Here is a 12,240-nt window from a genome sequence, read left to right on the forward strand (position 1 = left end):
CGCCGCGTGAAGTAAGCAAAGCCTTCCTGGCGGACTACGGCTCCAAGAACGACGGCCGACGGACCTCGCTCATAGCTCGTTGCCGTTACGTGTCGCCGGCGGCGGTGCCGCGCACGCCAATGAGACGCATCAAACGGCGGGTCTCGAAGCCGAGTTCCGATTCCGAGAACTTCTCCTGCCAGGCCGTGGCTTTCTCTCGCTCGACCCGATCGTGATGGTGGAAGTTCGGGTCGCCCAGGTCGGGGTGCATTTTGCGCCGGCGGTGGTCCTTCGCATCCAGCATGGTGGGCTCGAATTCGAGGCCGATGCCGGCGCACAGCGGTCGGAGGACGGCCTCGGGGTCGGCGACCAGATCCTCGAAGTGTACGGTGAGCTTCTGACTGTCCGGGACGCCGGCGAGAAACGTGTGGATGTTGGTCTGCTGCAGGAGCCACTTCGTCTCCCGCAACCGTGCCAGCGTTCCCATACCTGACTTGCCGGCGCCGGTGAGGGTACGCAGGCCGGCGCGCAGGCGCCCTTTCAAACCGCGCGGTTGCTTGATCCGCACGTGCGACTCGATGATCGCCAACGGGTGGCGGATCAGCCACACGTAATACGGCGTCAGCGCCAGCGATCGCTGTAGCGTCTCCAGACTGTTGGCGTACGCGGGGGTCTTGTCGATCAGCACACCGCCTGACGGCAGGGCGCTCAGCAGCCAGCGGTATACGTCCACCGCCGACCGACCACGACACGCCGCGTCGATCTCCGACGCGGAAAGCGTCCGTCCGGCAATCGCGAAAAACTCGACCAGACTCTCGATGGCGGGGGGCTTCAGGCGCCGCCAAGTGTCGTAGTCCGGGTACCGCATCAGGAAGATCTCGGAAGGCGATACCACCGCGCGGTGGCGTCCGAGCATGACGCGCAGGAGCGTCGAGCCGGAGCGTTCCGAACTCAGGATCAGCACGAGACGAGTAGTGGGAGTCGTCGAAGCGGGAGCGGACACGAGAGCATTCCTTTTCTTGCGAAGCTACCAGTGGCGGCAACGACGGGCAAGGAAAGAGCCCGCGGTGCCTGCCCTGCCCCTAAATTGACTTCCCGGCACCCCGCGTCTAAACAACCCCGGCTACGAAGGGGCTGACCTTGAGCATTCTCGTCGATAAGGACACACGCGTCGTCACCCAGGGGATCACCGGATCTACCGGACAGTTCCACACGCGTGCGTGCCGCGACTACGGTACGCAGATGGTTGCGGGTGTGACTCCGGGCAAGGGTGGAACTGACTTCGAGGGCATTCCGATCTTCGATACGGTCGAGCAGGCCGTGAAGCGAACGGGGGCCAATGCTTCGGTGATCTACGTGCCGCCGGCTTTCGCCGCCGACGCGATCATGGAAGCCGCCGACGCCGGCATTGCGCTCGTTGTCTGCATCACCGAAGGTATTCCGGTCCTCGATATGGTTCGAGTCAAGCGCTACCTGCAGGGGCGAGCGAGCCGACTGGTCGGTCCGAACTGTCCGGGCGTAATCACGCCGGGCGAGTCCAAGATCGGCATCATGCCCGGTTACATTCACAAGCCCGGGACGATCGGTGTTGTATCCCGGAGTGGGACGCTGACTTACGAAGCGGTGCACCAGCTAACCCAGCTTGGCCTCGGTCAATCGAGTTGCGTCGGTATCGGTGGCGATCCGGTCGGAGGCATGGGCTTTGTGGATGTGCTGGCGCTGTTCCAGGCCGATCCGGCCACCGAGGGTGTCATTCTCATCGGCGAGATCGGGGGTTCCGCCGAGGAGGCGGCGGCGGAGTTCGTGCGCACCGAGATGACGAAGCCGGTGGTGGCCTTCGTCGCCGGTCAGAGCGCGCCGGCCGGCAAACGAATGGGACACGCCGGGGCAATAATCGCCGGCGGTCGCGGCACTGCCGCAGACAAGATCAAGGCGTTTACGGCGGCCGGGATCAGGGTGGCGAAAAGCCCGGCTGATCTGGGCAGTACGATGGCAAGCGCACTGGCGGAGGCAAAGCGATGATCGAGCGGACACTGTGCATGGTGAAACCCGACGCCGTGAGGAAAGGCGCCATCGGAGAGATCCTGCGGCGCATCGAAGCCGCAGGGCTACGTATCGCGGCGGCCAAAATGCTGCACATTAGCCAGAATACCGCCGGCCGCTTCTACGTTGTGCACAAAGATAAGGGTTTCTTCGGCAGCCTGACGCAGTTCATGTCGTCCGGTCCGGTGCTGACGGCGGTTCTGGAGGGCGACAACGCGATTGCGAAGTGGCGCGAGTTGATGGGAGCTACCGACCCGGCCAAGGCCGCTGCGGGCACCATCCGTCGTGACTTTGCTTCGAACGTCGAGCAGAATGCTGTGCATGGGTCCGACGCTCCCGACACCGCACGCTGGGAGATCGCCTTCTTCTTCGCTCAGGCCGACATTTTCGACGCCTGAGGCGGCGGCGCCACTGCTACCGGCGACTCTGAGCGCCTGGCTTACCGACCGGGGCGAGCCGGCGTTTCGTGCCACCCAGGTCCTCGCCGCGGTCTACCGTCGCGCAGTCCAAGACTTCGCTGCGATCCGCGAAATCCCCGCTCCTCTGCGCGCAGCCCTGGCGGCCCAGTTCCTCCCCCCTCGTTTGGCACCGGCAGTCGTGGCCCACGCGGCCGACGACACGCGCAAACTGCTCTTCAAGCTTGGCGCCGACGCGTCCGTCGAAGCTGTACTCATCCCGGACCCGCCTCGGCTCACGTTATGCATTTCCTCGCAGGCAGGCTGCGCCATGGGTTGCAGGTTCTGCGCGACGGCCCGGCTCGGCCTGCGCCGTAATCTCGGCCCTACCGGGATCGTCGGCCAGGTGCTCGGGGCCCGGGAACTGTTGCGGCCGGGTGAGCGCATCTCCAACCTCGTGTTCATGGGCATGGGGGAGCCGCTCGCCAACTACGACGCGGTCGTCGAGGCGATCCGCATTCTCATGGCCGATTGGGGACTCGGCCTGTCGGGCCGCCGCATCACCGTGTCGACCGTCGGTCTGGTGCCGGCCCTGCAGCGCCTGGTGCGGGAGACCCCGGTCCAGGTAGCGATATCGTTGAGTGCCACCACCGACGAGCAGCGGGAACATCTCATGCCGGTGAACCGACGCTATCCGCTGCGCGTGCTGTTCGACGCCTGCCGGACACTGCCCATCGCCCAGCGGCGTCGCATCACCTTCGAGTACGTCATGCTCGACGGCGTCAACGACAGTATGGACGATGTGCGGCGTCTGGTGAGTCTGTTGCACGGGATCCGGGCCAAAGTGAACTTGATCCCGTTTAACCCATTTTCGGGCGCCGGGTTTGCGGGCTCGCCGCGCCCGACGATCGCACGCTTTCAGGCGGCGCTTCTGAGTCGTGGCGTACACGCCACCGTGCGGGAGAGCCGCGGTCGGGACATACAGGCGGCTTGTGGGCAACTGGCGCTCGCGAGTGCGGGTTGAGTTTTCGTTACCCACCGATTAGACGGGTGGCGGCGAGTGTGTCGGGATTGCCGGGCGCGCCAGTGGCGGCGGCTTTCCGGCGGCGCTCAATCCGCACGACGAGGTAAGCAGCGTGAGCACGATCGGAGTGATTGGTGGCAGTGGCCTGTATGAAATGCCGGGTCTGCATGTCGTCGACCGAGTATCGGTGTCGACGCCGTTCGGCGCGCCGTCCGACGATCTCGTGTGCGGGACGCTCAACGGCCAGCGGCTCGTGTTCCTGCCCCGGCACGGAGTCGGGCATCGCAAGTTGCCGACGGAGGTGAATTACCGCGCCAATATCTTCGCGATGAAGCAGCTCGGGGTCGAATGGCTCATCGGCGTCGCCTCGGTCGGGAGTCTGCGCGAAGAGATCGCACCGGGGCATTTCGTCGTGCCCGACCAGATGATCGACCGCACCGTGCACCGGCCCGCGACGTTCTTCGGTAACGGTATTGTGGTCCACGTCGGACTGTCGCAGCCGGTCTGCCCGGTGCTGACCGCCGCGCTGGCCGAGGCATCCGGACGGGTGGGCATGACCGTGCACGATCGCGGGACGTACATCTGCATGGAGGGGCCGCAGTTCTCGACTCGCGCGGAGTCTTTGCTTTACCGGCAGTGGGGTGCAGACATCATCGGCATGACGGCCATGCAGGAAGCGCGACTGGCCCGCGAGGCGGAGATGTGTTTTGCTGTTCTCGCGCTGGCGACCGACTACGACTGCTGGCGCGAGGAGACTGCGGCGGTGGCCATTGGCGACGTGCTGCGGATCCTGAAGGAGAACGTCGCCAACGCGCAGCGCACGATTGGCGAAGTGGCGCCGCGCCTCACCGCCTCGCGAACCTGCGGCTGCGTCTCGGCGTTGGCGCACGCGATCATCACCGAACGGAGCCGCATTCCTGCCGAAATTGTGCGCGATCTCGCGCCGTTGATCGGTAAGTACGTGGCCTGAGACACCCGGGAGCGGATTGCGGGTGCCGCCGCTTCTTGGCGGGCGAGCCCGAGCCTGTCCGCCGCAACGAGGAGAGAGTCGTGAGCATTCTCATAGTAGGATCGGTGTTCTTCGACGATATAGAGACGCCGCATGGAAAGGCAGAGCGCCAGCTTGGCGGCGCCGCAACCTATTTCGCCGTCGGTGCCAGTTTCTTCGCGCCGGTGCGCATGGTGGCGGCAATTGGCGACGATTTCCCCGCGGCGGAGATAGAAGATCTCTCCCGACGCGGGGTGGACGTCTCCGGTTTGCAGCGCCGTCCGGGGCGGACCGGCTCGTGGTCGGGCCGCTATCACGAAGATATGAACCGGCGCGACACACTCGACTTGCAGCTCAACGTGTTTGCCGATTTCGAGCCGCACCTGCCCGCGTCGCATCGAGAAACGCAGTACGTGTTCCTCGGGAATATAGCCCCGAGGCTGCAGCGGCTTGTGCTCGAGCAACTCGCCGCGCCCGGGGTGGTCGGCTGCGACACGATGAACCACTGGATCTCCGAGGCACGCCCCGACCTCGAGCAGCTTCTGAGCAAGGTAGGGTTTCTGGTCATCAATGACGAGGAGGCGCGGCTGCTCAGTGGGGAGCAGAACATCGTCCGGGCGGCGCGGCGTCTGCTGGCAATGGGCCCGGAGCGGGTGCTGATCAAGCGGGGCGAGTACGGGGTGATTCAGTTCTCGGCCAATTCGGTGTTCGCCGTGCCGGCGTTTCCCCTCGAGCAGGTGTTCGATCCCACCGGAGCCGGGGATACCTTTGCCGGCGGGTTCATGGGTGAGCTGGCACGCTCGGGCGACAGCTCCGAAGGTGGCGTGCGGCGGGCCATCGTGTATGGGAGCGTCCTGGCATCCTTCGTCGTGGAGGACTTCGGGCTGCAGCGGCTGCGAAGCCTGACGATCGAAGACATCGAGCACCGGTATCGGCAGTTCGTGAGCCTCACGGACATCGATGGGCGTTAGGCGGTTGTCTCGTTGACTTGGCTCCGAGCGGCCGTTATAGGCTGCGGTGTTTGTGTTCCGGAGCACTCGAGGGTCTGCGTCGGCCAGCGCCAGCAGGCCCTTTTTTGTACCGGGACGTGAAGAGCAACTGAAAGCGGGACCGCAATGGCACGGATCCTAATAACCGGTGGGGCGGGCTTCATCGGTTCGCACCTCGCCGATCGCCTGCTGTCGGACGGTCACACGGTCGTTGCCCTCGACAATCTCTTCACGGGGCATCCGCGCAACATCAGCCATCTCGCCGGCCACGAGCGTTTCAGCTTTATCAAACACGACGTTACCGAATACATCTACGTCGACGGCCGGCTCGATGCGATTCTCCACCTCGCATCGTTGCCGAGCCCCGTGGACTATCTGCGGGAGCCGATCAAGACGCTGAAAGTCGGGGCGCTCGGGACGCACAAGGCGCTGGGGCTGGCGCGAGCGCACAAGGCCAGGTTCCTGCTGGCGTCCACCTCGGAGGTTTACGGCGACCCGCAGGTGCACCCGCAGCCCGAGTCCTACTGGGGCAACGTCAACCCGATCGGCCCACGGGGCGTGTACGACGAATCGAAGCGCTTTGCGGAAGCGATGACGATGGCGTACCACCGTTATCACGGGATCGACACGAGGATCTGTCGGATCTTCAATACCTACGGCCCGCGCATGCGTGCCGACGACGGCCGCGTGGTCACCAACTTCATTGCCCAGGCGCTGCGCGGCGAGGCGTTGACCGTATATGACGACGGGGCGCGCACGCGCAGCTTCTGTTACGTGAGCGACCTGGTCGAGGGTCTGGTGCGCCTGCTCTGGTCGGACGAGGTGGAGCCCGTCAATCTCGGGAACCCTCGCGAGATGACCGTACTCGAGTTCGCCCGCACGGTGCAGCGACTGACCGGAACCGCCGCCGCGGTGACGTTCGTGACGCCCCGCGACGAGCGCACCAAGGACGATCCCAACACGCGGCAACCGGACATTGCGCGCGCCCGGGCCGTATTGGGTTGGGAGCCTACGGTCTCTCTCGAAACCGGACTGGAACGGACGATCGAGTATTTCCGGCGGTTGTTCGCTGCGGAGGCCGAATGAAGATCCTGGTGACCGGTGGGGCGGGCTTCATCGGCTCGCACCTGGTGGATGCCTTTGTCAACGAGGGCCACGAGGTGACAATCATCGACGATCTCTCCTCTGGACGGAAGGAGAACGTGAATTCACGCGCCCGCTTTCACCAGGTTGACGTGCAGGGGCCGGAGGTCGCGGAAATCCTGGCCAGAGAACGTCCGGAGGTCCTCTGTCACCATGCGGCGCAGATGGACGTGCGCCGGTCGGTTGCGGATCCGATTTTCGATGCCCGGGTCAACCTGGTCGGTTTGCTGAACCTCATGGAGCAGGGCCGCCGGCACGGGTTGCGGCGCGTCCTGTTCGCCTCCACGGGGGGCGCGATCTACGGCGAACAGGACGTCTTCCCGGCGCCCGAGACGCACCCCACCGCGCCGCTCAGTCCTTACGGCGTGGCGAAGCTGGCGAGCGAGCGGTACCTGTACTTCTACGCCCAGTCGTACGGCATTTCCTACGCGGCGCTGCGCTATGCCAACGTCTACGGTCCGCGCCAGAATCCACACGGCGAGGCCGGTGTCGTGGCGATCTTCACGGAGAAGCTGCTGCACGGCGAAGCGCCGGTGATCAACGGCGACGGCAAGCAGACGCGCGACTACGTGTTCGTCGGCGATCTGGTGCGTGCCAACGTCGCTGCCCTGACGGCTGGATTCGCCGGTGCGGTCAACCTCGGTACGGGCCGGGAGACGGACGTCAACGAGCTTTATGGCTTGATTTGCCGCGAGTGCGGGGTCGACGCGCCCGCGCGGCACGGTCCGGGCAAGCCCGGGGAGCAACGCCGCAGCGTCATCGACAACCGTCTCGCCGCGGAAGTCCTCGGTTGGCGCCCGGAAGTGGACCTGGCCGAGGGATTGCGGGAGACGGTAGCCTTCTTCCGGGCGCGCTTGCGCCCGCTGGCATAGGAGGGTGCGCCGGCGCGCATGGATACCTCGCGCATCCGTAACTTCTCGATCATCGCCCATATCGACCACGGCAAGTCGACTCTGGCAGACCGACTGCTCGAGCACACCGGGACGGTGAGCGGCCGGCAGAAGACCGCACAGATTCTCGACAGTATGGATCTCGAGCGCGAGCGCGGCATCACCATCAAGGCGAGTGCCGTGCGGCTGCGTTATCGGGCGAGCGACGGCGAGGAGTACGTGCTGAACCTCATCGATACGCCCGGGCACGTCGACTTCACATACGAGGTTTCGCGCAGTCTGGCAGCGTGCGAGGGGGCACTGCTGGTCGTCGATGCCGTGCAGGGTGTGGAGGCCCAAACCGTGGCCAACGCGTACCTCGCTCTCGACAACGACCTCGAGATTCTGCCGGTGCTCAACAAGATCGACCTCCCCGGGGCCGACCCGGAGCGCGTCAAGAGCGAGATTGAGGACATCATCGGTCTCGACACGAGCGCTGCGGTGCTTGCCAGTGCCAAGGAAGGCACCGGGACGGAAGATGTTCTCGAGGGTATTGTGCACCGGTTTCCACCCCCAAAGGGCGACGCCCGGATGCCGCTGCGGGCACTCATTTTCGATAGCTGGTTCGATCCCTACCAGGGAGTCGTCGTAGTCGTGCGCGTATTCGACGGCGTCGTGCGCAAGGGAAGCCGGATAGTGCTGATGTCGAGCGGCAAGTCGTACGAGGTGCTGCGCGTCGGCGTATTCGGTCCGCGCTTGCAGGAAATCGACGCCCTCGGACCGGGCGAGGTCGGCTGCCTGATGGCCGGCATCAAGGAAGTGCACGAGACCAAGATCGGCGACACGGTCACCGATACCGCGATGCCGGCCGCGGCGCCACTGTCGGGCTTCAAGGCGGTTAAGCCGATGGTGTTCAGCGGCCTGTACCCGGCGGACACGAATCAATACGGCCCGCTGCGCGATGCCGTCGAGAAGCTGCGGCTGAACGATTCGTCGTTTACCTACGAGCCGGAGAACTCGATCGCTCTGGGGTTCGGTTTCCGCTGCGGGTTCCTCGGGCTGCTGCACATGGAGATCATTCGCGAGCGGCTCGAACGCGAGTTCGGCCTGAACCTGATTACGACGGCGCCTACCGTGGCGTATCGCGTGACGACGCTGGATGGTCAGACGCTGATGGTCGACAGTCCGGCCAAGCTGCCGGAACCGCAACACGTGGCGTCGATCGAGGAGCCTTTCATTCTGGCCACCGTACACCTGCCCGAGACTTACCTCGGCGGGGTGCTCAAGCTCTGCGAAGAGAAGCGCGGCCGTCAACGCGAGTTGAAATACCTGGGGCGCGGGCGAATCATGGTGACATACGAATTGCCGCTCAACGAGGTCGTCCTCGACTTCTACGACCGGCTGAAGTCTGTCAGTAAGGGCTATGCGTCGCTCGATTACGACTTCCTCGACCTGCGCACGTCGGATCTGGTCAAACTCGACATACGTATCAACGGCGAGCCGGTGGATGCGCTTTCGCTCATCGTGCATCGGGATCGCGCCTATCATCGCGGTCGCGAACTGGCCGAGAAGATGAAGGAGTTGATCCCGCGCCAGATGTTCGAGGTCGCCATTCAGGCCTCGATCGGGAACAAGGTGATCGCGCGGGAAACCGTGAAGGCGATGCGCAAGAACGTTACGGCGAAGTGTTACGGTGGCGACATCACGCGCAAGCGAAAGCTGCTGGAGAAGCAGAAAGAGGGCAAGCGCCGGATGAAGCAGGTCGGCCGCGTCGAGATTCCACAGGAGGCCTTCCTGGCGGTGCTCAAGGTGGAGGCGTAGGCGGTGGTCCGACCGCGGGGCGAAGGGGCGAGGAGAAATCCGATGCGGCAACTCGGCGTAGTGGTATTGATCGTTGCGTTTGGCAGTGCGGTACAGGCGCAGTCGGTGTTTCGGCAGGCTCTGCGGACGACGCTGGGAGGCTCGACGGGCGACTACGTGGCGGCGATTATTGTGGCCGATTTCGGCCGGCCTGGGGGTGGGCTACCGGACGGTGAACTCGATGTCCTCACGCTCAACCGCAACCAGCAAGCGCCGGCACTTTTCGGGAAAGGAAACGGCACCTTTGCGACCGGACCGAACACGAACATCGGGGTCGTGCCTTCGGCCTTTGCGATCGGGGACTTCACCAACGACGGCTTCCTCGATCTCGTTGTTGCCAACCAGTCGCAAGGTACGGTGACTATTCAACCGGGCTCGGCGCAAGGACCGCCGTGGGGAGCGCCCGGGTTAGCGGCCGCTGCCGGCAATGTGCCGGTCGGGCTGCTTCCGGCTGACGTTAACCGCGATGGCAACCTGGATATCGTTGTCGTCGACGAAGGAATAGGCGGCCAGGGGGCGATCGCCGTGCTTCTGGGTGACGGTGCTGGAACGCTGCTCCCCGGCGGTTCGTTTGTCACGGGCAGCTTCAGTGCTGCCGGGGTGATCGGTAACTTCGATAGCGACCTTTTCCCCGACGTCGCCGTCGTCAATGCCGGAGGCAACTCGGTGACGATCCTCCGCAACGACGGTTTGGGAGGTTTCACGACCTCGCAGACCAAAGCCGTCGGGGCCGGGCCAACCAGTATCGCGGCGGGTCTGCTCGACGGCGACGACCGTCTCGACCTGGTCGTCGCCAACGGCGACAGCGATGGCGTGGCCGTACTGATCGGACGGGGTGGTGCCCTATTCGAGGATGCGGTTACGTACGCGTCCGGTAGCGATGGGAGTGCGCCGGTGAGCGTCGGCCTTGGCGATGTGAACGGCGATGGTCGGTTGGACGTGCTGGCCGCGAATTGGTTCAGTTTCGATCTCATGGTGCTCCTCGGTGACGGGCAAGGTGGGTTAGGGCGACCCAGGGCCTTTGTGAGCGATGAGCAACCTCTTGCAGCCGGTATCGGCGACATCAATCATGACGGTCTTGCCGATGCAGTTACGGTGAACGATGCCGGCCGGCCGACCGTGGTCGTGCTCCTCGCGATGCCGGATGGCGGCGGCGCGATGGCTGCCGTTGAAGACGTTCTCACACTGCAGAATCCGCAGGCTGTGGTTTCCGGCGATGTCGACGACAACGGCGTGTCCGACCTGATTGTCGCTCCGAGCGCCGGCGTGACCGCCGCGGTGCAGGTGATGCTCGCCGGGCCGGGTGGGGGGTTCATCGAACCGTTGGAATTGAGTCTACCCGGCGGTTCTGCGGCCGTCGCACACGGTGACTTTGACGGCAACGGCAGCCTGGACATCGCGGTTGCCAACAACGACGTCAACCGCGTCTCGGTGTTTTTGAGCGCGGGCATCGCTCGGTTCTCTCCGGCCGTGTATACCGAAATAGAGGGGGCGGCCGCGGCTATGGTCGTCGGCGACTGGAACCGGGACGGTCGTTCTGATCTTGCGGTGGTCAGGCAGGTGCAGGAGGACAACGGGGCGGTCGACATCTTGCTGGCGAGCAGCGGTGGGGCGTTCGCTCCCGCGGCGCCGCTGACGACCGGCCCGTCTCCGACCGGAATCGACAGCGGCGACTTCAACAACGACGGCCGCCTCGATCTCGTAGTCGCCAATCAGGGTGAGGCGAGTATGTCGGTGTGGTTGGGTGCAGGGGATGGCAGCTTTGCGGCGCCGGCGACGGTTGCGGTGACCGATGGGCCGCCACGAGCCGTGGTGGTTGGTCGCTTCGATGAGGATGGCTTTGACGACCTCGCCGCGTTGGTGAAGTTACCGCCGTCGCAGTTGCGCCTGTTCCATGGCGACGGGCTGGGCAACTTCTCGATGGGGCAGTCGAAGGGACTGTCGGGGGTCGGCGCGGCACTGGCGGCCCGGGATCTCACCGGAGATAAGATCGCCGACGTGATCGTAGCCGATCAGGTCGACAACCTCGCGCGGGTGTTTGTCGTGCCGGCAAACCGCGGGGCATTGCGGGATGTACAGGACTTTCCGGTAAGTCGCGGTCCCATGGCTGCTGCTACCGGTGACGTAGACGGCGACGGCCGGTACGACGGAGTCGTTGCAAACAAACTCGTGGCCAGCGCCTCGGTGCTCACGAACATACGGGCGGCGCCGGTACTGCGCGGCGACGGTAACACCGACGGCAGGGTGACCGTTGCCGACGTTGTTGCGGTCTTCCGCGAGGTACCCGAAAATCCGACCGGACGGGTCGAGGTGATCGGCGGCGGCGCATACCAGCCGGGGGCAGGTGTCGACGCCAATGGCGACGGACTGGTAACGGCGCAGGATACCTCGGGGACGATTGCGTGGATGTTCGGTTCGTTCTGACGGAGCTGATATGGCGACGGAAGCGCAACTGCAAGCCGAATTGACGGCGGCCATGAAGGCCCGGGAGATGGAGAAGGTCTACGTCCTCCGTGGACTGATCACTGCCATCAAGAATTCAAAAGTCGAGAAACAGGTCGCCGAGCTCGCCGAGCCAGATATTGCGGCGCTGGTGCGGAAGGAAATCTCGAAGCGTACGGAGGCCGCGGAGTTCGCACGTAAGGCCAGTCGGGAGGAGATGGCAGCGCAAAACGATCGCGAGCGCGCGCTGCTCGAGGTCTATCTGCCGCAGCAGCTCTCGGCGGGGGCACTGGAGGAGGCGATCCGCGCGCTCGCTCAGGAGCTGGGGTCGACGCAGATCGGACCGTTGATGGCGAAGTTGCGCGAACGTTACGCGGGGCAGTTCGACGGCAAACTGGCCAGCGAGTTGATCCGTAAACTGAACTAATGAAGCCTCTTCACGGAATCGAGTGGGTGACTTTTGACCATTTCGCGCGTGGAAGACGGGGCGGGGGCGGCGCGGGCCGGT

The 12,240-nt window shown here is 64.7% G+C and carries 11 protein-coding genes; 10 read left to right on the top strand and 1 reads right to left on the bottom strand.

The features are described 5' to 3' along the window. Positions 1–85 precede the first annotated feature (85 nt). Complete coding sequence (locus L6Q96_12830) at positions 86–982, bottom strand: sulfotransferase (protein MCK6555445.1); 897 nt, start codon at positions 980–982, stop codon at positions 86–88. A gap of 137 nt (positions 983–1,119) precedes the next feature. On the opposite strand from L6Q96_12830, the gene sucD reads away from it, so the two are divergent. The 10 genes from sucD (at position 1,120) to L6Q96_12880 (ending at position 12,159) form a co-directional block, all read left to right on the top strand. Next, entirely contained in the window at positions 1,120–2,001 is an 882-nt protein-coding gene (sucD, locus tag L6Q96_12835; GenBank protein ID MCK6555446.1) for a succinate--CoA ligase subunit alpha, read from the top strand. Beyond that, a complete protein-coding gene (ndk, locus tag L6Q96_12840) occupies positions 1,998–2,420 on the top strand; it encodes a nucleoside-diphosphate kinase (GenBank protein MCK6555447.1) in 423 nt (140 codons plus the stop codon). The genes sucD and ndk overlap by 4 nt, the downstream gene beginning before the upstream one ends. Further along, on the top strand, positions 2,344–3,441 hold the full coding sequence (rlmN, locus tag L6Q96_12845; GenBank protein MCK6555448.1) for a 23S rRNA (adenine(2503)-C(2))-methyltransferase RlmN: 1,098 nt from the start codon (positions 2,344–2,346) through the stop codon (positions 3,439–3,441). The genes ndk and rlmN overlap by 77 nt, the downstream gene beginning before the upstream one ends. Positions 3,442–3,595: 154 nt before the next feature. Continuing rightward, a complete protein-coding gene (gene mtnP / locus L6Q96_12850) occupies positions 3,596–4,411 on the top strand; it encodes an S-methyl-5'-thioadenosine phosphorylase (protein ID MCK6555449.1) in 816 nt (271 codons plus the stop codon). Positions 4,412–4,491: 80 nt separating this feature from the next. Next, the gene (locus tag L6Q96_12855; protein ID MCK6555450.1) at positions 4,492–5,400 is read left to right on the top strand and encodes a PfkB family carbohydrate kinase; all 909 of its coding nucleotides are present in this window, start codon (positions 4,492–4,494) and stop codon (positions 5,398–5,400) included. Positions 5,401–5,544: 144 nt separating this feature from the next. Then, the gene (locus tag L6Q96_12860) at positions 5,545–6,504 is read left to right on the top strand and encodes an SDR family oxidoreductase (protein ID MCK6555451.1); all 960 of its coding nucleotides are present in this window, start codon (positions 5,545–5,547) and stop codon (positions 6,502–6,504) included. Then, positions 6,501–7,433, top strand: a complete 933-nt coding sequence (locus L6Q96_12865) for a GDP-mannose 4,6-dehydratase (protein MCK6555452.1) — start codon at positions 6,501–6,503, stop codon at positions 7,431–7,433. The genes L6Q96_12860 and L6Q96_12865 overlap by 4 nt, the downstream gene beginning before the upstream one ends. A gap of 18 nt (positions 7,434–7,451) precedes the next feature. Beyond that, complete coding sequence (gene lepA / locus L6Q96_12870) at positions 7,452–9,251, top strand: translation elongation factor 4 (GenBank protein ID MCK6555453.1); 1,800 nt, start codon at positions 7,452–7,454, stop codon at positions 9,249–9,251. Between the two features lie 42 nt (positions 9,252–9,293). Then, positions 9,294–11,714, top strand: a complete 2,421-nt coding sequence (locus tag L6Q96_12875) for a VCBS repeat-containing protein (protein ID MCK6555454.1) — start codon at positions 9,294–9,296, stop codon at positions 11,712–11,714. Between the two features lie 10 nt (positions 11,715–11,724). Beyond that, the gene (locus L6Q96_12880) at positions 11,725–12,159 is read left to right on the top strand and encodes a GatB/YqeY domain-containing protein (protein MCK6555455.1); all 435 of its coding nucleotides are present in this window, start codon (positions 11,725–11,727) and stop codon (positions 12,157–12,159) included. The last annotated feature ends 81 nt before the right edge of the window (positions 12,160–12,240 follow it).

The organism is Candidatus Binatia bacterium (assembly GCA_023150935.1).
In the GTDB taxonomy this organism is placed as follows: Bacteria; Desulfobacterota; Binatia; order HRBIN30; family HRBIN30; genus JAKLJW01.